The 24215-nt window shown below is 52.9% G+C and carries 21 protein-coding genes; 11 read left to right on the top strand and 10 right to left on the bottom strand.

Translation table 11 applies throughout. From position 1 onward, the window contains the following. Positions 1 to 20: 20 nt before the first annotated feature. The gene (locus tag QWY27_RS05040) at positions 21 to 851 is read left to right on the top strand and encodes an undecaprenyl-diphosphate phosphatase (RefSeq protein WP_290195332.1); all 831 of its coding nucleotides are present in this window, start codon (positions 21 to 23) and stop codon (positions 849 to 851) included. Between the two features lie 44 nt (positions 852 to 895). Next, on the top strand, positions 896 to 1768 hold the full coding sequence (locus tag QWY27_RS05035) for a fumarylacetoacetate hydrolase family protein (protein WP_290195330.1): 873 nt from the start codon (positions 896 to 898) through the stop codon (positions 1766 to 1768). A gap of 108 nt (positions 1769 to 1876) precedes the next feature. Here QWY27_RS05035 and QWY27_RS05030 read toward each other — a convergent pair whose 3' ends face one another. Continuing rightward, positions 1877 to 3073 (bottom strand): CaiB/BaiF CoA transferase family protein, encoded by a 1197-nt coding sequence (locus QWY27_RS05030; protein ID WP_290195328.1) that lies wholly within the window; start codon positions 3071 to 3073, stop codon positions 1877 to 1879. A gap of 118 nt (positions 3074 to 3191) precedes the next feature. Between QWY27_RS05030 and QWY27_RS05025 the strand changes: the two genes are divergently transcribed. After that, positions 3192 to 3974, top strand: a complete 783-nt coding sequence (locus tag QWY27_RS05025; protein WP_290195326.1) for an enoyl-CoA hydratase — start codon at positions 3192 to 3194, stop codon at positions 3972 to 3974. Here the strand turns inward: QWY27_RS05025 and QWY27_RS05020 are convergent, their stop codons facing one another. The 3 genes from QWY27_RS05020 to QWY27_RS05010 form a co-directional block, all read right to left on the bottom strand. After that, on the bottom strand, positions 3975 to 4763 hold the full coding sequence (locus QWY27_RS05020) for a hypothetical protein (RefSeq protein ID WP_290195325.1): 789 nt from the start codon (positions 4761 to 4763) through the stop codon (positions 3975 to 3977). It lies immediately after the preceding gene. Positions 4764 to 4836: 73 nt separating this feature from the next. Continuing rightward, positions 4837 to 5286, bottom strand: a complete 450-nt coding sequence (locus tag QWY27_RS05015; RefSeq protein ID WP_290195323.1) for an acyl-CoA thioesterase — start codon at positions 5284 to 5286, stop codon at positions 4837 to 4839. Positions 5287 to 5374: 88 nt separating this feature from the next. Then, entirely contained in the window at positions 5375 to 6631 is a 1257-nt protein-coding gene (locus QWY27_RS05010; protein WP_290195321.1) for an MFS transporter, read from the bottom strand. A gap of 137 nt (positions 6632 to 6768) precedes the next feature. Between QWY27_RS05010 and QWY27_RS05005 the strand changes: the two genes are divergently transcribed. The 3 genes from QWY27_RS05005 (at position 6769) to QWY27_RS04995 (ending at position 10847) form a co-directional block, all read left to right on the top strand. Then, on the top strand, positions 6769 to 8166 hold the full coding sequence (locus QWY27_RS05005) for a M20 family metallopeptidase (RefSeq protein WP_290195319.1): 1398 nt from the start codon (positions 6769 to 6771) through the stop codon (positions 8164 to 8166). Between the two features lie 80 nt (positions 8167 to 8246). Beyond that, positions 8247 to 9707, top strand: a complete 1461-nt coding sequence (locus tag QWY27_RS05000; RefSeq protein ID WP_290195318.1) for an N-acyl-D-amino-acid deacylase family protein — start codon at positions 8247 to 8249, stop codon at positions 9705 to 9707. Positions 9708 to 9755: 48 nt separating this feature from the next. Continuing rightward, positions 9756 to 10847 (top strand): DUF6817 domain-containing protein, encoded by a 1092-nt coding sequence (locus QWY27_RS04995; RefSeq protein WP_290195315.1) that lies wholly within the window; start codon positions 9756 to 9758, stop codon positions 10845 to 10847. Between the two features lie 18 nt (positions 10848 to 10865). On the opposite strand, the gene cho is transcribed toward QWY27_RS04995, so the two are convergent. Genes cho through QWY27_RS04980 form a run of 3 tightly spaced genes read right to left on the bottom strand, consistent with a single transcriptional unit; the run spans position 10866 to position 14140 of the window. After that, positions 10866 to 11729: an excinuclease Cho gene (cho, locus tag QWY27_RS04990; protein WP_290195313.1), complete on the bottom strand. Its 864-nt coding sequence runs from the start codon at positions 11727 to 11729 to the stop codon at positions 10866 to 10868. Between the two features lie 2 nt (positions 11730 to 11731). Continuing rightward, positions 11732 to 13342 (bottom strand): NAD(P)/FAD-dependent oxidoreductase, encoded by a 1611-nt coding sequence (locus QWY27_RS04985; protein WP_290195311.1) that lies wholly within the window; start codon positions 13340 to 13342, stop codon positions 11732 to 11734. Between the two features lie 15 nt (positions 13343 to 13357). After that, the gene (locus QWY27_RS04980) at positions 13358 to 14140 is read right to left on the bottom strand and encodes a fumarylacetoacetate hydrolase family protein (protein WP_290195309.1); all 783 of its coding nucleotides are present in this window, start codon (positions 14138 to 14140) and stop codon (positions 13358 to 13360) included. A gap of 89 nt (positions 14141 to 14229) precedes the next feature. Between QWY27_RS04980 and QWY27_RS04975 the strand changes: the two genes are divergently transcribed. Beyond that, the gene (locus QWY27_RS04975) at positions 14230 to 14766 is read left to right on the top strand and encodes a YaeQ family protein (RefSeq protein WP_290195307.1); all 537 of its coding nucleotides are present in this window, start codon (positions 14230 to 14232) and stop codon (positions 14764 to 14766) included. A 7-nt stretch (positions 14767 to 14773) separates the two neighbouring features. Here the strand turns inward: QWY27_RS04975 and QWY27_RS04970 are convergent, their stop codons facing one another. From QWY27_RS04970 to QWY27_RS04960, 3 genes are all read right to left on the bottom strand, one after another. Next, positions 14774 to 15493, bottom strand: coding sequence for a haloacid dehalogenase type II (locus QWY27_RS04970; RefSeq protein ID WP_290195305.1), 720 nt, complete (start codon positions 15491 to 15493; stop codon positions 14774 to 14776). Between the two features lie 16 nt (positions 15494 to 15509). Then, positions 15510 to 16283 carry an SDR family NAD(P)-dependent oxidoreductase gene (locus tag QWY27_RS04965; RefSeq protein ID WP_290195303.1) on the bottom strand — a complete coding sequence of 258 codons (774 nt, stop codon included), beginning with the start codon at positions 16281 to 16283 and terminating at the stop codon, positions 15510 to 15512. Between the two features lie 75 nt (positions 16284 to 16358). After that, entirely contained in the window at positions 16359 to 17021 is a 663-nt protein-coding gene (locus QWY27_RS04960) for a DsbA family oxidoreductase (protein ID WP_290195302.1), read from the bottom strand. 149 nt (positions 17022 to 17170) lie between these two features. Between QWY27_RS04960 and QWY27_RS04955 the strand changes: the two genes are divergently transcribed. The 4 genes from QWY27_RS04955 to QWY27_RS04940 all read left to right on the top strand — a co-directional run bounded on the left by QWY27_RS04955 (position 17171) and on the right by QWY27_RS04940 (position 24202). Next, positions 17171 to 18256: an isocitrate/isopropylmalate dehydrogenase family protein gene (locus QWY27_RS04955; protein WP_290195299.1), complete on the top strand. Its 1086-nt coding sequence runs from the start codon at positions 17171 to 17173 to the stop codon at positions 18254 to 18256. A 120-nt stretch (positions 18257 to 18376) separates the two neighbouring features. After that, complete coding sequence (locus QWY27_RS04950) at positions 18377 to 19582, top strand: efflux RND transporter periplasmic adaptor subunit (RefSeq protein ID WP_290195298.1); 1206 nt, start codon at positions 18377 to 18379, stop codon at positions 19580 to 19582. Next, on the top strand, positions 19579 to 22746 hold the full coding sequence (locus QWY27_RS04945; RefSeq protein ID WP_290195296.1) for an efflux RND transporter permease subunit: 3168 nt from the start codon (positions 19579 to 19581) through the stop codon (positions 22744 to 22746). The genes QWY27_RS04950 and QWY27_RS04945 overlap by 4 nt, the downstream gene beginning before the upstream one ends. Beyond that, positions 22733 to 24202, top strand: coding sequence for an efflux transporter outer membrane subunit (locus tag QWY27_RS04940; protein ID WP_290195295.1), 1470 nt, complete (start codon positions 22733 to 22735; stop codon positions 24200 to 24202). Before QWY27_RS04945 ends, QWY27_RS04940 begins: the two co-directional genes overlap by 14 nt. Positions 24203 to 24215 lie beyond the last annotated feature (13 nt).

The raw sequence follows: 24215 nt of genomic DNA, 5'->3' as shown, positions 1-24215 counted from the left end.
TGTTTAGGGGTGGCATCGGCATGACCGAGCAAACGATATATTTATGGAAGGCCTTTTTTTTAGGCATCGTAGAAGGCATCACCGAGTTTTTGCCGATTTCAAGCACAGGGCATTTGATTCTGTTTGGTGACTGGATCAATTTTGAATCCAACGAAGCGAAAGTATTCGAGGTGGTGATTCAACTGGGGTCGATTTTGGCTGTCGTGTGGATCTTTCGTCATCGGCTCTTTCAAATGATCGGAGGCACTTTACGCTTGGAGCCTGTTGAGGTTGCCTTTACCCGTAATTTGTTGATTGCATTTCTACCTTCAGCGATCGTCGGCCTCTTGTTCATCAAGGCTATTAAGGCGTTATTTTTCCATCCAGGTGTCGTCGTCGTGACCTTGGTGCTGGGTGGACTCATTATGTTGTGGGTTGAACGTCGGCGTCCCGCAAACACCTCGGATGCGCCATCCAATCAAGTACAGTCCTTAGAAAAAATCAGCTGGAAACAAGCACTGATCGTAGGTTTGGCGCAATGTCTCGCGATGGTGCCAGGTACTTCACGCTCGGGCGCCACGATCATTGCAGGGATGCTCTCTGGCATCCAACGCAAAACCGCAACGGAGTTTTCGTTCTTTTTGGCAATGCCAACAATGCTGGCTGCCGCTGTGTATGATTTTTACAAACACGCAGATTTACTGACACAACAAGATATGCTTGCCATTGCGGTGGGTTTTGTGAGCGCCTTTGTCTGTGCGCTTGTTGTGGTGCGTGCGATTTTGGTGTTCGTTTCACGCCATACTTATCGGGCTTTCGCTTGGTACCGTATTGGACTCGGGCTGGTCGTCGGCGCTTGGCTGTGGCTTTAAAGTTTCAACATTTAGTGTCATCAAAAAAATAAGGGAGAGTGAGGATGCGGTTATTCAGCTATCAAGATAAAAGCAATCAAAAGCGTGTGGGTGTACTCAAATCAGCGGGATCGCAAGAGTTTATTGATTTGGCCGCAACAGATGCGAGTTTGCCCAAGACTTTACTTGAGATCATCGCGACACCAGGCGCCATGGAGCGTGTCAAGCAGGCTGCTCAAAGCCCGAAAGCTGTCGTGCATACACTCAACGGTATTCGCTTTATTCCGCTGATTGACCGACCAAGCAAAATCGTTTGTCTGGGTTTGAACTACGCGGATCATGCTGCAGAGGGTGGTCATGCCCGTCCGGAGTATCCGAGTTTTTTCATGCGAGGACCGAGCTCCATGGTGGGTCACCTCGAACCGATGATCCGCCCCAAAGCTTCAGATAAATTTGATTTCGAAGCTGAACTTGCGTTCGTGGTGGGCAAGACTGGACGTCACCTGACTGCTGAAAATGCCCTGGAGCATGTTGCGGGTTACAGCGTCTTTAACGATGGTAGCTTGCGTGACTATCAGCGCAAATCAACCCAATGGACGATTGGTAAAAACTTTGATGCGACGGGCGGTTTTGGCCCATGGCTGGTGACCCCCGATGAGTTGCCTCCCGCAGCTGATGGATTGCGTATTCAGTCTCGTCTCAATGGTCAGATCATGCAAGATGCCAACACAAAAAGTTTTTTGTGGGGAGTGGTGGAGACGCTGGTCTTGATCACCGAGTGCATGACGCTTGAGCCGGGTGATGTGGTGATCACAGGTACGCCTGCGGGTGTGGGCTATGCCAGAAAGCCACCCGTATTCATGAAGCAGGGTGACACCATTGAGGTGGAAATCGAAGGCGTTGGCTTATTGAGCAATCCAATCGTTGACGAGAAGTAAATGTCTTGCAGTAAAGTTTTGCAGTAAAAAAAGGAAGCACCGCGGGTTGATATACCGTGCGGTGCTTCCTTTTTACTTTTTATTGAGCGAAGGTTTGGCTGTCTGAGCTTAGACGATGCCTTGTTCCTGGAATTTAGCAATCTCTTCGGCGGAATAGCCGACCTCAGATAGAACTTCCTGAGTGTGCTCACCCCATTGCGGTGCAGTGGTCACGACATCCGCAGGTGTACGGCTCAGTACAGCCGGTTGCGTGATAAACCCCTTTTCTTTTCCAGCCTTGTCCTTGACCATTTTCGAGATGTTGGCTTGTTTGACATGCTTGTCGGCAAACATCTGGGGAACGTTATAGACCGGTCCGGCAGGAACGCCCGCGTTGTTCAGGGCTTCGACCCAATACTCGACAGGTTTGGATTTAAAGACTTCACTCAACAGCTTGTTGCAGCGCACTCGATTGACTGTGCGTGATTTTTCATTCGCAAAATCTGGATCGGCAATCCATTCCGGATGTCCGATCAGTTCACATAAACGCACCCAGTTACCCTGACCTGAAGCTCCGAGGTTGAAAGATCCATCGCTTGCTTCAAATAAGCCCATGGGTGTGGAGGTCGGGTGATCGTTACCGGCCTGACCTGCCACATCGCCTTCGTTGAGGTAACGCGCAGCTTGGAAATCCATCATGGCGATCTGTGCGTGAAGCAGTGATGCATGCACCCATTGACCCTTGCCGGAGCGCTCGCGTTCAAGCAGTGCTGTCAGGATGCCAATACCCGCATAGAGACCCGCACTCATGTCAGCCACAGCGAGGCCTGCTCGGACGGGACCTTGACCAGGGATGCCGGTCACTGACATCAATCCGCCCATGCCCTGCATGATTTGGTCGAAACCTGGCCGCGAGGCGTAAGGACCTTCTTGGCCAAAGCCGGAAATACTAGCCAAAATAATGCGAGGATTCACCTTGGCCAACGACTCATAATCGATGCCCAGTTTCTTTTTGATATCTGGACGCCAGTTCTCAACGACCACGTCCGCTGTCTTGACCAGGCGCATCATGATGTCGAGCGCGCCGGGTTTTTTCAGGTTTAGCGTCATCGCGCGCTTGTTGCGGTTCAAGTTTTGAAAGTCGCCGCCTTCGCGATTGCCAGCAAACATGCCTTCGTTGGGGTCGACACCTTTTGGCGGTTCGATACGAATGACATCTGCGCCAAAGTCTGCGAGCAGGCGCACACAGTTTGGACCCGCGCGGACGCGCGACATATCAAGTACACGAAGATTGGAAAGTGCGGATGAAGCCTGAATTTTCGACATGATTTTTTATAAGAGTTGAATAATGGACTGTATGTTTTATATGTTGCTTTGAGAATTATTGCAAGAGATACTAACGGGGTTTGAAAAGATCCGACAACAATGCTTAAAAAGGAATTTCATGGCCGAGTTATTGATTACTAAACACGCAGCGGTTGGGACCATCACGATATCCAATCCTAATAAAATGAATGCAATGTCGGTGCAAATGTGGATGGACTTGCCCAAGGCTATTCGCGCCTTTGATGCAGACCCAGAGGTGCGAGTCATCGTGATTACAGGGCAGGGTGAAAAAGCCTTTGTGTCTGGAGCCGACATTTCCCAGTTTGACACGTTGCGCAGCTCTCCTCAGACGCAAAAAGACTACGAAGATGCCGTGGCGGATTCGATGATCGCACCACTCGAGTGTTCCAAACCAGTCATTGCCAAGATTCGCGGATTTTGTTTTGGCGGGGGGCTTGGTCTTGCAGCGGCTTGCGATATTCGGATCTGTGCCGACAACTCAAGCTTTCGAATGCCCGCCGCGCGCCTAGGCTTGGGCTATGGTCATACCGGTATCAAACGATTTACAGATGTGATTGGACTGGCGAATGCAACGGATATATTTGTGACGGCACGTCGCTTTGATGCCGCGGATGCACTGCGTATGGGATTTGTTTCGCGCGTGTGCTCAGCCGAGGAAATTGACGCGGTCGTCGATCAGTATACGCAAGCGATTTCAGAAAATGCGCCTTTGACTGTCGCGGCGAGCAAGTTCATCATACGCACTGTGTGCGCGCACCCTGATGAACAGGATATCCCACGCGCTGTGGAGATGGTCAAAAACTGTTTCGCAAGCGAGGACTTTAAAGAAGGACGGGCCGCATTCATGGAAAAGCGACCTGCCCAATTTAAAGGTCGTTGATTAGGCGCTTTCTCTTTTGGGAAATTGCATAAGTAAGATCGCGACACCATCAGCGCCGGCGTTGATGGTGGGTGCGGACTCATCTGGCGAGATAAAAACCAGCGAACGCTCGGTTGCCTGTTGCCCATTGATCTCGCATTGACCGCGCATGACAAGCCAGTATTGGCCGCGACCTGTCGTTGGAGCAGGACCACTGATCAATGCTTCGCTTGTCGTCTGATAAAGGGCGCACATCAGACCGTCATCCTCAGCAGGGACGATGGGCTGCATCAGAACGCCTTCGATACTTTTCGGACCATCCGCATCCCCAATCATTGGAGGAATTGATCCCAGGCCGTGGCGATAGGATTTTGTGCGGCCTTTGAGTGCTTCGCGATGCTCGGGCATCCAACGCGCGCCAGGGTCCCACCCGTTGCGAAGGGTGTAGTACTCAACACCTGTGCTGTCCGCGTGGATGGGCGCATAAGGCGTGAATGCCATCGCATAGTGAACAGTGAGGCCTTCGATAGGCTTGATACCGAACTTTCCTTCTCCGGAGACGAATACTTGAAACTGATCTGCCTGGTGATAATGGCCGGGGATGACGCTGTTGGGACCTTGTTCGACTAAAAAAGCGATCGGTTCGAGCGGTGGTGGAAAAGATTCTGGTGTGCGGGTTGGCAAGCCTTTCGCGCGGCGCTCGACTGAATTCACTCCCACATACGAGGAGATCCATGTGTCCGTTCCATTAGGTAAGCGGTAGTGGTGGCGTTCGTTACGCGCTTGTTCCCGTGTGACAACTGTCGTCATGTCTGATCCGTCTTCAAAATAGTTTTTTCAATCTTAACGTTACTCGGGGTGTCGTGTCGATAAATCCCGTAGGCTAAAAATTGTGAGACGCCTGACGAAAAGTGTCGGGGATATCAACAGGTCTCTGTGAAGCACGATTGACGCAGACATGGACAAACAGCCCTTGGGCGGCTGCCTCGTCTGACTCGTCGTTAAAGACGGCGACCTCGTAGGTGATTGAACTGCGTCCCATGCGACCGATCCGCACCCCGACTTTGATGACCCCGGGCGAGGATATTTGTCGAAAATAGCGGCATTCTGAAGCCACAACCAGCGTCTGGTATTCACCAGCCAATACTGAGCGCATGGCATGGTGCATTAAAAAACCATCTACCGCCGTGTCAAAAAAAGAGTAGTAATGAGCGTTATTGATGTGTCCGTACGAATCATTGTCTGCCCAGCGCAGCGTAATCATTTCAAAGAAATTGAAATCGCTTCTTAAAAGCGGTCCGGCTTTTTTGGTGTCGGTGGTGAGTGCGGTCATGGAAGTGATGTGAAATATAGTTGCAGTAAAAATTGATTGATCGGAACAGAAAAAGTGTCAGCAATGAAAGCCTGCTTCAAATGTCAGTTTAAGCGGGTCGATATTTTGTGGAAATCATGCACAGCGCGACAAACACGCTTAAGCCCAGGCCCCATGAGAGCCAGAGCACATTTGATCCCCAATCGGTTAATGCCAGGCCGAACAAAAAGGGCGCGGCAGCTTGCGCGAACTTGGATGGCATCATGAGCCAGCCTTGCCGTTGGCCATATCCTTTCGTACCGAAAATAGCCAAAGGCAGGGTCCCTCGGGCAATGATGAGGATGCCATTACCAATGCCATGCAAAATGACGAATGCCATCGCGAGAGGCGCGCCAAAAGCCAAGAGCAGCGCACCGCCGATCGGGTGGGTGAGCGCAGCGAGTCGGGTGCTGACCAAAGGATGCCAGCGTCGCATAAAAAAATAATCGATCAGGCGGCCAAGCACCTGAGAGGGTCCGACAAGCGAGCCGATCGTAAAGGCCAGCGCAAGCGGTACGCCCATTCCCTCCAGCATTCGTGGCATGTGGATCATAAGTCCCATTCCGACAAAGGCGTTCGCAGCAAAGACGAAGGCCAGAAGAAAGGCGGTGTAACGATTTGGAACGGGGGCGGGCTCGGCAGGCGGGGGCGTTGCAGGGGTTGGTAAAGAGCTTGGGGAAGAAGTGGTTTGAGATGCTGAAGCGTTTGCTTGGGTTGCGGACGGGTTGCTTTCTGTCTGCAGTTTTAATTCGGCGCTTGGGCTAAGCGGGGCAGGCAACATTGCATTGAGAGGCAAGCCAACCAACAGGTGAACGCAAGCCCAAAACCAGCATACGCCATTCCAGCCGAGGATGGATTCAACATACACCGAGACGGTCCAAGCAACGAAACTGGCAAATCCAGCGATTAAGGTGACGCCTGTAATCGGGTTGCGTGAGCTTTTACCAAATAATCTAACTATCGCTGAAAAAGCGACTTCGAATAGCCCGGTGGCCATCCCGAGCCCCAATATTGCGTAGGCAAACAGCACAGACCACATGCCTTGAGCAAAGCCTAGGCTGGTCAGACCCAAGGCAAAAATCAGATTGGATAACATCAGGACGGGACGCCCGCCAAAGCGGTCAACGAGCTTGCCTGCGATGGGGCCTGTCAAAGCCGACACCCCGAGCGCGACCGAAAAGCCGGCAAACAAGATGGCTGGCGACAGGCCTAATTCTCGGCTGGCGGGAATCGCGATCACAGCGGGCAGATAGTGCGCGCCGGCGCTCGCAATGACTTGGGCGGCGCCGGTGACGCTGACGGCGCGATAGATACGTGAGGAGGACATCTGCTTCCGGGTCTGTCTCGAGGTTATTTTTTCCTTATTATCCACTTTAAATGACTCAAAACGTACCTCGTTAGGCGAGGTTGTGCGATTGAGTGCCAAGCTTTAAGCTTGGGGATCCCTTTTTTTGTGAGCCTTCCATGAGTCGTCAGCAAGCCATCGATTTAGCGACTGCCTATTTTGATCAAGGACAGTTTCAAGCCACGCTCCAGCGCCGGATCGCAATTGCGACCGAAAGCCAGGAGCCGGGGAAAATTCCTTTATTGACGTCTTATCTCACCGAAGAGTTATCCCCGCTGCTCGTCAAGCTGGGCTTTGATTGCAAAATCGTCCCCAATCCCATCGAGGGAGGGGCTCCGTTTTTAGTCGCACGTCGGACTGAACCAGATGCGCATTTCACCGTTTTGACCTATGGCCATGGTGATGTGGTGCGAGGATATGCTCCTCAGTGGCAAGAGGGACTCGCACCCTGGACGCTCAGTATTCGTGGAGACCGTTGGTATGGTCGGGGGACCGCCGATAACAAGGGTCAACACACCATCAATCTTGCCGCGCTTGAGCAGGTGATCACGGCCCGCCAAGGCAAGCTCGGTTACAACGTCACACTGCTCATCGAAATGGGTGAAGAAATGGGTTCGCCTGGTTTGCGCGAAATGTGCGCCCTGCATGGTGATTTACTCAAGGCTGATTTATTTCTCGCTTCAGATGGTCCCCGCGTCTCGGCCTCACGCCCCACTCTTTTTCTCGGTTCTCGCGGCGCCTTCAATTTCGAACTGCGTCTGAATGTACGCGAGGGCGGCCATCATTCGGGTAACTGGGGTGGTTTGCTTAAAAATCCGGGTATTCGACTGGCCCATGCCATTGCCTCGATGGTCGATGCTAAAGGGCGTATTTTGGTCCCCAAATTGTTGCCGAGTGCGCTGCCTGACAATGTGCGTCGCGCTCTGGCCAATATTCAAGTGGGCGGTGGTCCCAATGATCCTGAAATCGATCCGGATTGGGCCGAGCCGGGCTTGACTCCGACCGAGAGAGTCTTTGCCTGGAATACTTTTGAAACGTTGGCTTTCAAAACAGGGAATCCTGATGCCCCCGTCAACGCGATCCCAGGTTATGCCGTCGCATTCTGTCAACTGCGCTACGTGGTGGGTAGCGACAATCAAAACTTTTTAAAGCATATCCGCGAACATCTGGATGCACATGGCTTTACGGATGTAGAAGCAATGCCGAGTCGGGGCGAAGCTGCTGAGGCGACGCGTCTTGATCCGGATAATGCATGGGTCAAAATGGCTGCAGAGTCGATTACGCAGACCACGGGTAAAGAAGTTGATGTGTTGCCAAACTTGGGCGGCACATTGCCGAACGATGCTTTTTCAAAAATACTCGCCTTGCCGACAGTCTGGGTGCCTCATTCATATGCGGCGTGTTCGCAGCATGCGCCCAACGAACATATGCTTGGTTCCGTGGCCCGTGAGTCTTTGCAACTGATGGCCGGTCTGTTTTGGGATTTGGGTGACAAGGGCGCCAAAATTGCAGCCTGACTTGGCACCGACTCAGACAGGCGGCAGACAGGATTTTTCTTGATACGCATGATCTTTCAATCTATCTGGAGTTTGAAGCGATGAGCACACAGTTTGATTTGTTGATTAAAAATGCCACAGTGATTGACGGAACGGGTGCAGACCGCTTCAAAGGTGATATCGGAATCAATGGTGATCGCATTGCGAAAATCGGCGATCTTGCTGGATGCACGGGGAAACAGGAAATAGATTTAAAGGGCCAAGTCGCAGCCCCCGGTTTCATCGATGCCCATACGCACGATGATCGCATGATGTTGTCGAATCCCGAGATGACACCCAAAGTCAGTCAGGGTGTGACCACTATTATCGGGGGCAACTGTGGCGTCTCACTTGCGCCGATGCCACGTCCGATTCCGGATCCTGTGACACCTCCGCTCAATTTATTGGATGATGAAGGCCAATGGTTCAAATACCGCAGTTTTAAAGAGTATCTGGATGCGCTGCGTGCCCAGCCTTCTACGACCAATCGTGCCATGTTGGTGGGCCATACAACCTTGCGCGTAGCCACCGTTGACGATCTGGAAAAGCCTGCGACGCCCGCTCAAATCGAGCAAATGCGCGAGCTTGTCGTCGAGGCGATGCAAGCAGGCGCGATCGGTGTGTCGACAGGCTTGTTCTACGAACCTGCCGTTGCGGCACCCACTGAAGAAGTGATTGAAATCTGTCGTCCCTTGAAAGAATTTAATGGTTTGTATTGCACGCACATGCGTGACGAGGCCGATGGGGTGATGGACTCGCTCGAGGAGACTTTTCGCATCGGTCGCGAGGTCGGGGTGCCAGTCGTGATCTCTCACCACAAAGTCATTGGCGCAAAAAACTATGGTCGCTCAGATGAAACGCTGGAATTTATCCGCAACAGCATGGCCAAACAGCCTATCTGTCTGGACTGTTATCCCTACGCGGCGGGTTCGACTGTGTTGTCGATGAGTCGTGCCGTGACCTCTGCGCGCGTGATTGTGACGTGGTCCAAGACCTTGCCCGAATATGCGGGTCAGGATCTTGATAAGATCGCCGCAAAAATGGGCGTCTCCCAAGAAGAGGCGGTTGAGCGTTTGCTACCGGCTGGTGCGATTTATTTCCGTATGGACGAGGGGGATGTGCAAAAAATCATGCAGTTCGGACCGACGATGATTGGTTCGGATGGTTTGCCGCACGATACCTCGCCTCATCCCCGTCTGTGGTCGACGTTCCCGCGTGTGCTGGGTCATTATCGACGCGGTCTTGGGCTATTTTCTCTCGAGACTGCCGTGCATAAAATGACAGGGCTGACGGCTGTGAACTTTGGACTTTCAGATCGTGGAGTGCTCAAGGAAGGAGCCTATGCCGATCTGACCTTGTTCAACGAGGAAACCATTGACGAGGTCGCGACATATGAAAATCCCATCGCTATGGCACGCGGGATTCATACGGTGATTGTCAATGGTGCCGTTGTTTGGGATCAGGGCAAGCCCACCGGCGCGCGACCCGGCCGTGTGCTCTCCCGCCTCGTTGCCGCCCACTAATGAGTGAATGATCCAGAGACTGCTTCTCTGTTCAACAGGACAACATCCATGACGACTGGTTTACCGACAATCGATCAAGCCCAGCTCTCGCGGGCGATTAGCTTGCTTGACGAAGAGTGGTTGCAGGACGATCCCGATCTCGGACCGGTCATGCCTCTGGTTCTTGGTCGGGGTGTCGGTCAAGACTGGCACAAGGCTGGCACATTTCGTCATCACTTGATTGGAGTGGCGCGTACGTTAACCTTGTGGCAACAGCCCAAGCATGTGCGTCAACTTGGTCTGTTGCACAGCGTGTATGGCAATGCGCATGTGGATTTAATGAAATTCGATCCCAAGAGTGAACGTGGACGTCTACAAGAGGCGGTTGGTGAGGATGCCGAGCGACTGATTCATTTGTTTTGTGTCATGTCGCGTATCGAATTTCTTGGCGCGTTATTCAAGGGGAATTTGACTGAATCCGGCAGTTTGACAATCACGTTGCATGGCGCACCTTTTGAGTTGAGCGCACGAGATGTCGCGGCCTTTATCGTGGTCAGCATGGCTGATATCTGCGAGCAATGGTATAGCTGGCAAGATGACATTTACATGGGTTACCCCGATTACAAGCCTCAATCAGCCCAACAGCATTGGGCGGCAGCGCTCTGGCCGGGACCGATGCGACCGACAACCTATCGCTGGGGACAGATCTCGCGTTTAGGCAATTTCCTGCAACATCCTGGTTTAAAAAATCAAGTACCTCAACCTCCTGTATTTGATAAAGGTCGTCAGATTTTGACGCCTGGTGATGAGGCTGCGGCTGCAGCGCTGTATTGGTCTGTCATGCAGCAAAGTCAGCCGCTGATGTCACCCGCTGCGACTGCGGCAGTCTTGGAGCAAGCGATCAAGCTCAATCCCTGGGTGGCCGAGCCTTACATGGTGTTATCGCAGCTGTACATGACAGAGCGCAACTTTGATTTGGGACGTCAATATGCCGAGGCTGGTGTTCAAACGGCCGCTTGCTGGGGGAACTCTTGGGATAAGCGCATCGGCTGGGATGGTTGGATGTCATGGGGCAGAGTGTTGCTGCAATCAGCTCAGAAACGTCAATGGCCAGAAACCTTGAATAAGCTGAATAATGTTGCCTTGAGCCCTGAGTTGTAATTGAACGCTCCAAGCGATTTACAACTCGACGATTTGCGCGGATCCATTCATGATGGGTTTACATAGGATTTTGTAGCCATCACTATCAAAGCCCGGGACGGTCATGTGGAGTGTGCGCGCTTCCTCCAGTGTCGAGACACTGCCCAGATAAAACCAGTTTTTCACGACATGGATCTGTGTCTCGTCATTCAGGGTTTCAACCAGGCCAATGGCGCCTGAATAGGGCCAGCACATCAACCGTTGATGGGACAAACTCGCCATTAAACGCGCACGATGCGCAGTGAGGGTCTCTTTGCCATGACACGCACCGGCACAGCGATTCAGCATCGCACGAAAGCACGCGCGATTTGCGGAAAGTTTTTCCAGACCCAGTATGCTCAAGCACAGTTGTTGTTCGTCTGCGATATGTTTAAGAGCTTCAAGCGCCGCATGTCGACTCGCATACAAACCATACAAATCAGGGGTGTTGGAGAAGTCGATTTGATTGGAATAGACGACCTCTGGCTTGTCACCCTCGATACGCAGCGAGCATATCTGTCGGGTACGGCGTAATTTTTGATTAAAGAGAGGCTGCCGTTCTTTAATCAGCCGGGCCTCGAGCAGCAAGGCTCCAATTTCACCTGTTGTGCGGATGAAAGTGATTTTTTGCGTTTGTCTCAACATGCGGGCTTCGTCAGCGGTACGCAGGTGCGACATGACGCGAGCCCGAATGTTGACGCTTTTACCGATATAAAGCGGCAGATCATCCGAGCTACCATGAAAGATATACACGCCAGGCGTGTTCGGCAGATCCTCGATGCTGTCGCGCAAGTGTGTCGGATAGGTATAGCCCAGGGTCGTATCGATGACCGGTCGTGTCTGACGTCTGACAGCGCGCGTCACGATCAAGCCGAAACGTAACTCAGGGCAAGCGCTTCAGCCACCCGGATGCCGTCGACACCGGCAGACAAGATGCCACCCGCGTAGCCTGCACCTTCTCCAGCCGGATAAAGCCCTTTGACATTCAAGCTTTGGAAGTCCTGACCCCGCGTGATACGCAGAGGTGAAGAAGTTCGCGTTTCAACCCCTGTCAATATCGCATCATGCATGGAAAAACCTTTAATTTGTTTTTCAAATGCGGGTATGGCTTCACGGATAGCTTCAATCGCGTATGCCGGCAAGCTTGTGGCCAGATCCGTGAGATGAACACCCGGTTTGTAAGACGGGATCACGCTGCCGAGTGCTGTCGAGGCACGACCCAACAGAAAATCTCCGACTAGCTGTCCGGGAGCCTCATAGGTGCTGCCTCCCAGCACATAGGCGTGTGATTCGATTTGGCGTTGAAAGTCAATGCCGGCAAGGGGACCACCCGGATAGTCTTCAGGCGTGATGCCAACGACAATCCCCGCATTCGCATTGCGTTCGTTGCGTGAGTACTGGCTCATGCCATTCGTGACAACACGATTGGGTTCCGATGTCGCCGCGACAACTGTGCCGCCGGGACACATGCAAAAGCTGTAGACTGCTCGACCGTTCGTCGCGTGATGGACGAGTTTATAGTCTGCTGCGCCGATCAGTTTGTTGCCCGCGTTCGGACCGAGGCGGGCGCGGTCGATCAACGACTGAGGATGTTCGATTCGAAAGCCGACGGAAAAGGGTTTGGCCTCCATGTAAACGCCGGCGTCGTGGAGAACTTTAAAGGTATCGCGCGCACTATGTCCCAGCGCGACGATGACATGATCAGCTGGGAGGATTTCCCCGCTTTCCAGTTGAACGGCGCGAATCTGTTGGTTCTCAATGTCGAATCCAACCACTTTTTGGGAAAACCGAATCTCGCCACCTAGCGAGATGATTTCCTCTCGCATTTTTTCAACGACACCGACGAGTCGAAACGTGCCGATGTGAGGTTTGGCGACATACAGAATTTCCTCTGGCGCGCCAGCTTTGACAAACTCCCGGATAACTTTGCGGCCGTAAAACTTGGGATCCTTGATTTGGCTGTAAAGCTTGCCATCTGAAAAAGTGCCTGCTCCGCCTTCGCCAAATTGAACGTTCGACTCGGGGTTGAGGACGTTCTTGCGCCAAAGTTTCCAAGTGTCCTGCGTACGTTCACGCACGGCTTTGCCGCGCTCCAGAACGATTGGTTTCAAACCCATTTGCGCCAAGACTAGCGCGGCAAAGATTCCACAAGGACCAAAGCCGATCACAATGGGGCGCGGACGTTCTGAGCGGTTTTCGAGCCCAGCCGGAACAACAAATTTGTATTCGGTATCAGGTGTAGGACGAATGTGTGGATCGCGAGCAAACTTTTTTAATATGGCCTCTGGCTCTGAGACTTTGACATCGACGGTATAGATAAAAGTCAGTGCGCTTTTTTTTCTTGCATCGTAGCTACGCTTAAAGATGTCAACAGACAAGAGTTGAGCGGGTGTGATGCCGAGCCGTTCAATAATGGCGGCGCGCAATTCTTCCTCGGTATGCTCAAGCGGCAAGCGTAATTCGGTAATATGAATCATAAATATCGCCGGTGATCAGAGTTGTACGGAGACCGAGCCAATCCCATCAAACTGAGCAACGACAAGATCGCCTGCCTGGGCGGCCGGCACACCAGACCAACTGCCTGTGGTGACAATCGCACCTGCTGGCAGCGTGTGACCTGCGGCGGTTGCGTGCTGTAACCAGGAGGGAATGACCCAGCGGGGATCTTGCATGGAATGGGTCCCGATAAATTCCAAGGGCGCCTGATTGCCGATTTTGACGGTGCAGCGCTGCTTGGACCAGTCCCGACGTGCTTCTTGCTCCCCATAGGGTTGCCATTGTCCGATGATTAGAGCCCCATGTGACTGCATGTCTGCCAGTTTGAGTAAGGCAGGCGTGTCGTTGCCCTGCTGCCAGCGCGAGTCTACGACTTCGATCGTCACGGTAAATGCGTCGATCAATGCATGGCCTTGCTCTTGGGTCAGATTGCGCGCTTGGGCTGGCGTTACAGCATGTTTGGTTTTAAAGGCAATTTCGATTTCGATGAGTCTGAGATTGAACGGGTAGGCGGCCGCCTGAGCGGGGCTTTTCCAAATCCCGCTATCCAGTAAAGCTGTATTCAAAATCTCACCGGATCTGGAGGGGCCGCCTGATTTCCAATGACGCGACAGGGGCGCTTGCTCGGGAGCCAGGGCATTCAAGATGATGTCCTGAACGGCCATGGCTTCGGCGACGCTTGTGAGTTGTCCCTCGAAGAGAGTTGCATCGGCGGGTGTCTGCGTGCGACGAGCCGTTAACAAAGCTTGAGCAATAACGTCGATTTGTGGGTTTGACATGAAAATTCACTTAAGAGTTGGTAATCAAGGATAATTCATAACTTCCCGTCGTGACGCCTTGGCGTCAGACTGTACTTCTAAGACGACTTATGGCCCTGCGCGCAACCATCTATAAAGCTGAACTCAATGTGGCGGATTCGGACCGCCATTACTATGAAACCCATGCCTTGACTCTGGCGCGTCACCCTTCTGAGACAGACGAAAGGATGATGGTACGCCTGTTGGCGTTCGCCTTGAATGCGCATGAGAATCTTGTTTTTACCAAAGGAATCAGTGATGCCGATGAACCCGACCTCTGGCGCAAGGATCTGACGGGCGCAATCGATCTATGGATCGAGGTTGGGCAGCCTGACGAAAAACGTATTTTAAAAGCTTGCGGACGCGCCGCGGAAGTGGTGATTTATTGCTATGCGGGTCATACCAGCAAGTTATGGTGGGACGGCGTGCAAAACAAGCTCGCCCGCATGCGTAATCTCAAGGTTGTCTGTTTGCCGTCTGAGCAAACAAAGATACTCGCCACCTGGGCTGAACGCACAATGACTGTGCATGTCAATATTCAGGATGGCGAGCTTTTTGTTTCCTCGGATAAGGGTCAGATGGCGTTGGAGCCTCAGACCTGGCGCTAGACCGACGTTAAACACCCATCTGCGTCGCGAGATCGCGAATGTCCTTGGCGACAATGTCCCAGTCATGCGCGGCAACCAGATTGGTGGTTTGACCGGGTCCGTGTTCTGTGGGACGCGGCCAAAAGGCAGTTTTAAGTCCAACGTTACGCGCCGCCAGCAAATCATCGTTATGCGCAGCGCACATCATCACCTCACCGGGTTCGAGCTGCAATGCGGCGCAGACACCTAGATAGGACTGCGGCTGGGGTTTGTAACAGTGAAATACTTCCGTTGAGAGATTCAGATCCCAAGGCAGACCAGTGTACTTCGCGATGTCGGTCAGCAAGGAAATATTGCCATTGGACAATGGGGCGATGATGTATTTGCTTTTGAGTCTGGTCAATCCTCCCACCGCATCCGGCCAGCCATCCAGTCTGTGCCAGACCTTGTTGACATGCACGCGCTGCGCTTCAGTCATCGCCTCCAGGCCAAACTCCTTGATCAACACTTCAAGGGATTCGCGATGCAGCACATCAAGAATCGTCCAAGGACGCTTGCCGCTGCGAACAGCCTCCATCGATGGCTGATACATGCTGCGCCACTTAACGGCAAAGGCTGTCCAGTCTGCCTCGAAGCCATTTTCCTGGCCCCATCGGGTCAGGTCGCGCGCAATGCTGCCGCGCCAGTCAACCACTGATCCGAACGTATCGAATACCATGGCTTTGACAGTAGTTGTGAGTGAGGGCATGAAAAGTGCTCCGTATTTACATCACTGCGGATAAGCCGCCGTCCAGGTTGACGCTGCTGCCGGTGACATAGCTGCCACCTTCGGAGGCCAGAAACGTCACGACATTGGCAACCTCCTCGGCGCGTCCCACGCGACCCAGCGGGATGGTTTTCCCCATGGTTTCATACATTTGTTCGACCGGAATGCCTGCTTTTTCAGCTTTGCGTTCATGCTGGCCGGCCCGGATCAGGCCGATACAGACACTGTTGACCAAAATGTTGTTTGGTGCGAATTCCTTTGATAAGGCTTTCGTCATCGCGAGACCCGCAGCACGTGTCACGGTCGTTGGCATCGATTTTTCTTTTGGTTGTTTTGCGCCAATGTTTGTCACGTTGATAATGCGACCCCAATTGTTTTTTTTCATTTCGGGGATCGCTAGACGCGTCAGTCGGATCGCCGCGAAGAGTTTCAGGTCAAAATCAGCTTGCCATTTTTCATCAGTGACGGACTCGAATTCGCCTGTTGCCGATGTGCCAGCATTATTAATCAGGATGTCCAAGCGACCATGGGCCTTGAGAACCTCTTGCACCAGACGTGTGCATTCCGCATCCTGCGAGACGTCCGCAGCAATCGCCGTGACTTTACCGCCGGCAGCTCGAATTTGGGCCGCCACCTCGTCGAGTAAAGCTTGTCCGCGTGCCGCGATGACAACCGTCGCACCCTCTTGGGCAAACTTCATGGCAACGGCTTTGCCAATGCCTTGAGAGCCCCCGGTTACCAGGGCGACGCGATTGTTAAGTTGTAAGTCCATGTCAAGTCTCCGTACTTTAGCTCGAAATCTGAGTGATCGAGTGATGAATGAATGAAAAAAGTGAGTCGAACTGGTTTAAATTTTTTCGGCGCTTTCGGCGGCAATTTGACGCAGGGCTTGTTCGAATGCCTCGGGTGGTTGCGCACCTTGCAACAGATACTGGTCGTTAATGATGATGGAGGGGACAGAATGGATCCCCATGCTGGTGTATTTCTGTTGTTGCGCACGCACCTCAGTCTTGAAAGTCTCGTTGTCCAGAATATTTTTAGCGCGAACCGGATCGAGTCCCGCGCGTTCGACCGCTGCGAGCAGGTTGTTTTTGTCATCGAGATCGACGGCTAACTGAAAGTAGGTGATGAGGAGTTCGCGTTTGAGCTTGTGCTGCGCGGCAGGGCCGTGTTCCAAACCTGCCCAGTAAAGCAAACGATGCGCGTCAAACGTGTTGTAGACATGTTTGCGACCCTCAGGATGAAAAGGGTAGCCGACGGCTGCTGCACGGGCCTTGATGTTTTCCTGGGTTGCACGTACCTCTGCAACTGTTTTGCCGTATTTTTGGGTCAGATGTTCAAACACTTCCTGACCGCCTGGCGGCATCTGAGGATTGAGTTCGAAAGGTTGGAAATGAATCTCAACTGGGATCGTTTCGCCGATGTTTTTAAGGGCGATTTCCAGGCCGCCCAGCCCAACGGCACACCAGGGACAGGCAATATCCGAGACATAGTCGATCTTGATGGCCATATGAGTTCCTGTAGGATGAGAGCGATTCTGAAAAGAGTGAAACTGACGCCAAGTCATTGTAAACATATACTACGCGTGCAAAACGAGAGAGGGCCTATGCCTGATAAAAAGGGTTGACCCGAAAATTAAATATTGGAGACATCAGTTAAATGGCTAAGTACCAGATTGCGACAATAGAGGGCGATGGCATCGGGCCGGAGGTTTGCAGTGCGACGGTAACCGTGCTCAAGGAGGCGTTGGGTTCTGGCGTGATGGATTTCAATGATCTGCCAGGCGGTGCTTCGCACTATTTGAAGTCCGGTTTTGTCCTGCCTGAGGAAACATATGCCGCGTGTCAGAGCGCGCATGCCATGCTTCATGGTGCGGCCGGCTTGCCAGATGTGACGTATCCGGATGGCACAGAGGTTGGAAATGATTTGCACTTGCAGCTCCGGTTCAAGCTCGATCTGTACGCAAATGTGCGGCCGATCCGTCTGTATCAAGGAGACTTCTCTCCACTGAAAAATCGCCAGGCAGGCGACATTGACTACATTATTGTCCGGGAGAATACTGAAGGTCTGTATGCCAGCCGGGGTGCAGGCGTCTTGTTGCGAGGCGAGGTTGCAACGGAGACGCTGGTGATGACACGCAAGGGTATTGAGCGGATCGCCAAGTTTGCCTTTGAGTTGTCTCTAAAGCGCGGTGGCGCACCGATGGATCACAAGCGTCGGATGACGGTGTGCGACAAAGCCAATATTTTGCGAAGCTATGCTTTTTTCAGATCAATTTGCGAGGAAGTGGCCCAGAGCTATCCTGATGTAGCGATTGATTATTCATACGTCGATGCCATGACTGTGCATCTGGTCAAGCGACCCGAGTTTTACGACGTCATTGTGGCCGAAAATATGTTTGGGGACATCATTTCAGATCTGGGCGCAGCCACAGTGGGAGGCATGGGTATTGCCCCGTCAGGCGAGCTGGGTGATCAACATGGCTTATTTCAAGGCGCGCATGGTTCAGCGCCGGATATCGCCGGTCTGAATGTCGCCAGCCCCCTGGCAACAGTGTTGTCAGGTTCCTTTATGCTGCGCTGGCTCGGGGACCGTCATCTGGATGAGAGTCTCATCGACGCTGCAGGCCGTATTGAGCGCGCAGTGGAACTCACGCTGTCTCAAGGCAAGGCAATTCCACGGGATTTAGGTGGCCAGGCTTCCTGTTCGGATGTGACCCAAGCCATTTGCCGCAATCTAAAATAAATTTTATTTAGTGATGGGTGTATTTGAGGTCGTTTTCTTGGGAATTCTGGCCTTTTGGCCAGAATATTTGGGTTTACCCGTATAGAATCGTAAGATTGCTTGAATGTTCGGGAATCCCACATGATCGGTGCAGTGCACAAAACAGTACCAAACTATTTATTAAAGAAAAATTGGCAGATCTTGAATCTGTCGCGTCAGGTAAGTTACACGTTCATACTTGCGCTGCTTTGCGTAGTGTCGGGTGGCGGGCTTCAGGCTCAGCCAGCAGGACCGCAGGGTCCCTTGCCAGTATCGGTGATTGAGGCTCAGCCCACCAATCTCCCCAATGTGCTGGAAGTCACGGCACAAGCAGAGGGTGCCAAGGAAACAGAGGTTCGTGCACGGGTGAACGGGATCTTGCTCAAGCGTCTGTATGAGGAAGGCAGCCCCGTTGAGGCGGGTCAGCCGCTTTTTCAGATCGATCCAGAGCCCTTTAAAATTACGCTCGAAGAAGCTCAGGCGCGCGCTAAGCAAACTGCCCGCGAGGCTGCACGTCTTAAGCTGCTTTACAGCAAACAGGCCGTGAGTCGCAAAGAGTTCGATGATGCAACCTCGATTAACGAGATCGCGCAGGCGACCTTGAAGACGGCTCAACTGAATCTGAAGTGGACGACTGTCACAGCTCCTGTTAGCGGTATTTCCGGGCGTGCATTGCGCTCCGAGGGTAATCTGATTTCCAGCACGGGCGATGCGGGTTTGCTGACCTCAATCTATCAGATCAATCCGATCTGGGTGCGTTTTGGGTTGTCCACCAGCGATACCGCACAATTGCCTGGAGGCCGTTTAGATCCAAAGTTGAAAACAGGTGTGGAGTTGTTACTGCCGAATGGACAAGTCTATCCTGAGCAAGGCAGATTAAATTTTCAATCCACCTTTATCGATCCCAAACTCGGTACGCAGCAAATGCGCGCCGAATTTCCCAATCCCAAAAGTGAAATTTTGCCGGGTCAGTTTTTGCGCATTCGCATCACAACAGGGATGCAGGAAAACGTATTTTTAGTGCCCCAGGCTGCTGTGATCCAAAGCGAACGCGGCTTTATGGTCTGGACTGTCGGTGCTGAAAACAAAGTGGTGCCAACACCCATCAAGGTTGGCAAGTGGTCTGGTAAAAACTGGATTGTATTGTCCGGTTTAAAAGCGGGTGATCGTGTCGTGACGGATCAACTCATCAAAATCCGTCCAGGTTCTGTGGTCAAACCCACCGTCGTGCCGCTTGCCCAAGCCTCGCCTGGTACCGCGCCATCCTCATCGCCCAATCAGGCGGCAGCACAAAAGGATGGTCGATGAGTTTCTCCAGTTTTTTTATCGGCCGGCCGATTTTTTCGGCGGTGATTTCCATCACAATCGTGATCGCGGGCTTGATGGCCGTGCGCGGCTTGCCTATTGCGCAGTATCCTCAGATCGCACCACCTACCGTCATCATCACGGCAAACTATCCAGGTGCATCGACCGAGACACTGACGCGCACTGTCGCGGGACCGATCGAGGAGCAGTTGTCCGGCGTTGAGAACTTGCTGTATTTCAATTCGAGTGCCCAGTCGAATGGTTCGTTAGTGATCACGGCGACCTTCGAGGTTGGAACGGATATTGATACTGCGACGGTTAACGTCAACAACCGCGTCAAAATCGCCGAGCCAAGGCTCCCGGACATTGTCCGCCAGTTCGGCGTCACGGCGCAAAAACGGTCAAATGATATTTTGCTGGTGACCGCGATTACTTCTCCCACAGAGGAGTTCTCCAACCTCTACCTCTCTAATTATGCTCTGGTCAATATCGTTGATGAGCTCAAGCGTTTGCCGGGGGTGGGGGATGCCCAGATTTTGGGAGCGAAAGATTATTCCATGCGCATCTGGCTCAAACCCGACCGGATGGCGCAGCTTGGAATCACTGCACCAGATGTCGCAGCGGCCATCGCCGCTCAAAATAAACAGAACGTTGCAGGTAAGATTGGCCAAGAGCCAGCACCCCAGGGTCAGCAGCTCGTCTATACCGTGACGGCCAAGGGAAGGTTGGTCACGCCCGAGCAATTCGGCGACATCGTGATCCGTTCAGACGGCGCGAGCGGTACGCTCAGACTCAAAGATATCGCGCGTATCGAGCTTGGTGCGGCGGACTACGACGCCAACACTAAGCTGGTTGGTCAGCCTGTTGCGCTTGTTGCGACGTATTTACAGTCGAACGCGAACGCACTGGCCGTTGCAGAAAGTGTCCGCAAAAAGATGCAGGAATTAGAGAAAAAATTTCCGCCTGGCATCGAATATGTCATTCCTTTTGATACGACAAAATTTGTCACTGCTTCGATTAACGAGGTGATTAAGACCTTGTTCGAGGCCATGATTCTTGTGGGTCTGGTGGTGTATCTGTTCTTACAGAATTGGCGTGCCACGTTGATTCCGCTCATCGCAGTACCAGTTTCTCTGATCGGGACGTTTGCAGGCTTGTGGGTATTTGGTTTTTCGATCAATACCCTGACTCTGTTTGCGATGGTCTTGTCGATTGGCATCGTGGTGGATGATGCCATTGTGGTTCTGGAGAACGTCGAGCGTTTAATGACCGAGCGCAATCTGTCACCCAAAGAAGCTGCCTACGAGGCAATGCGAGAGGTGTCTGGCGCTGTGGTGGCGATCGTGCTTGTGCTGTCTGCCGTGTTTATTCCGGTCGCGTTTTTAGGCGGGATTGCCGGTACTCTTTACCAGCAGTTCGCGGTGACGGTGGCTCTTGCTGTGATCCTCTCCGGAATTGTCGCCTTGACGTTGACGCCGGCTTTGTGTGCTGTCTTGCTCAAGCCAGGTTTGCACCAGTCGAAAGGCTTTGGATGGTTCAATCGCGGCTTCGCCTCGTTTACCCGTCAGTACACCAAACTCGTCGACAAGACTTTGCATCACAGAGTGATTGGCACCACAGTATTTGGTGCGATTCTAGTTGGATGCTTTGTGATGTTTCGTCTGGTGCCGGGCGGGTTTGTACCGGCCGAAGATCAAGGCTATCTAATTAGCGCCCTTGTGCTGCCCGATGGTGCGAGTCTTCAGCGCACGGAACAAACAGGCGATACGTTTCAGAAACGCGTGGTCCAGGACCCGGGTGTCGCGCGTGTGTTTGTGATTGCCGGTCGAGACATCATTGGCGGTGGCAACAAGGCCAATGCCGGGACGATTTTTATTCCGCTCAAAGACTGGGATGAGCGCACGTCATCGTCCGAGCAACTCGCCAGGAAATTCACGGGTGTTGGTATGAGTTTGTCCGATGGTATGGCCTTGGTTTTTAATCCGCCGCCTATTCGCGGCTTGGGTTCGGCAGGTGGTTTTGAGTTTTACGTGCAGTCCAAAGGCGAACCATCCGTCACTGAGTTGGCGAAGGTGGTGAACAACTTTACCGAGGAGCTCAAAAAGCAACCCAAGCTGACAGGGATTAATACTTTTTTCAGACCGACTGCGCCTCAACTGTATGTCGAGGTCGATGAGGCCAAAGCGTTGTCACTCGGCATACCCGTGGCAGATGTTTATTTAAGTCTTCAAGCCACGATGGGTGCCTTGTATGTCAACGACTTTAATTTGAATGGACGCACCTATCGCGTGCAGATGCAGGCCGATTCGCAGTACCGAACTGAGCCGACCGATCTTGGTCAGATTTATGTACGCGCCAATAATGGCGGCATGGTACCTGTGTCTGCACTGATTTCGGTGAATCAAGTGGTGGGACCTGAGCAGCTTGAGCGTTTTAATGGCTTTCTGGCCGCCAAAGTGCTTGGTAGTGCTGTTCAGGGAATCAGCTCTGGCGAGGCGATCAACATCGTTCAAGAAACAGCGCGCGCCACCTTGCCGACAGGCTATGAGCTAGCCTGGGCGGGACAGGCCTATCAGCAAATTCGTACGGGCGACGCGTCTGGCTTGGCATTCATGTTTGGCATCGTGATGGTGTTCTTGATTCTCGCTGCGCAGTATGAGCGCTGGTCCTTGCCGATCGCGGTGCTGCTGGCTGTGCCGTTTGCCTTGTTTGGCGCGTTGCTTGCGGTCTTGCTGCGTGGGATGCCGAACGATATTTATTTTCAGATTGGCTTGTTGGTGCTGATCGGGCTTTCAGCGAAAAACGCCATTTTGGTTGTGGAGTTCGCCTCTCAAAAACGCGCGCAGGGGATGAGCACGATGGATGCCGCACTCACTGCGGCCCGCTTGCGTTTCAGACCGATTGTGATGACTTCGCTGGCTTTCATTCTTGGGGTGTTTCCGTTGGTGATCTCGACGGGGGCGGGCGCAGCAGCCCGCCAGTCTATGGGTACGGGAGTTTTCGGTGGCATGCTGGCCTCGACTTTTATCGCGACCATTTTTGTCCCAATGTTTTTTACTTGGCTTTCAAGGAAGAACAAGCAGCCAAGCCCTCAGGAGCCCAAGTCCTCTGCTCATCAAAATGAAACGGAGCCACCTGTGTCGGAGAATAAACATGACGCATCGTAAGGGCTCCGCAAGGCAATGCATCACTCGGTTCGCAGGCGTCTGCGCCTTGACGGGCATGCTGTCAGGGTGTTTGCTTGGACCAGACTATGAGCGTCCCGCAGTCGAACTGCCTGATGCCTATCGCACACCATCGCAAGTCGCCAGCCAGTCTGTGGCCGTCACGAGCGTGAATCAAGCGCCACGATCGCCCAGTGCCGAGGTGATGAAAGAGTGGTGGACTTTGTTTAACGATCCTGTTTTAAATGATTTGATTGTCAGCGCACAAAAAAATAATGCGGATATACAGATCGCTGTCGCGCGTCTAGGACAGGCTCAAGCGCTCGCCCGACAAGCGGGTGCGGCGTTATATCCGACTGTTAATCTAACTGCTTCAGGGACGCGCGCCTCGACTGGTACTTCAGTCAATCCCTCGGGGGTCGGTTTCCAAACCAATACAGCGCAGTTGGGTGTGGTGACGTCGTATGAAATCGATGTCTGGGGCCGCGTGCGTCGCAATATCGAATCGGCTACTGCTGTGGCCACTGCGAGTCAATATGAGCAGGACAGTGTGCGTTTGACACTTTCCGCTCTGGTAGCCAACACCTATCTGCGTTTGCGCGCCTTGGATGCGCAAATCGATGTGGTGACTAATTCAGTTAAAACCAGAGAAAACTCGCTACGGGTTGCGCAGGCCAAGCTCGATGGCGGTCTGGTATCGCCCATTGATGTGAGTCAGGCCCGTGCCGCGAAAGCAGCTTCCGAGGCCGGTCTCTCTGAGTTGACGCGTCAACGCGCGATTGTTCAAAATCAACTCGGTATCCTGACGGGGCAGCTGCAGTTGACACTTGCCCCTCTCGACTTGCGAGGCTTGCCTATTCCGCCTGTGCCACCTGCTGGCTTACCCTCGACTTTGCTTGAGCGCAGACCTGATGTGAACCGCGTCGAGCAAGAGTTAACGGCGGCGAATGCGCGCATAGGTGTTGCGACTGCGAATTTTTTCCCAACCTTGTCTTTGACCGCTTTATTTGGCGCGCAGAGTGTGGACTTCAGTGCTTTTCTGTCCGGACAGAGTGCGGTGTGGTCCGCAGGTCTCGGTTTGTTGCAACCTGTATTTACAGGAGGTTCGCTCAGGGCACGTTTGGATTTCGCCAAGGCGCAGCAGCAAGAAGTGTTGGGCAATTACGTTAAAGTTGTAAGAAATGCTTTTGGCGAGGTCAGTGATGCCCTCGTATCGGTGAACCAGACTTTACAGACTGAGCATTACTTGACTGAGCAGGTTGCCGCGGCGACCAAGGCTCAGGAGTTGGCGACAGTACGCTACGAAGCGGGCTATGTGGACTATTTGAATGTGCTGGAGGCTCAACGGGTGCAGAACGAGGCAAACCTTGCCTTTGTTCTGAATCGCGCATTGCGTCTCCAGGCTGGTGTGGATTTATTCAAGGCTTTAGGCGGCGGCTGGAACCCACCCACTCCCTAGATTAATCGCCTGA

It is taken from the genome of Zwartia vadi (genome assembly GCF_030410375.1).
Classification (GTDB): Bacteria; Pseudomonadota; Gammaproteobacteria; order Burkholderiales; family Burkholderiaceae_B; genus Zwartia; species Zwartia vadi.
Note: the sequence above shows the minus strand (reverse complement) of the source record. Positions and strands in the feature narration are given on the sequence as shown.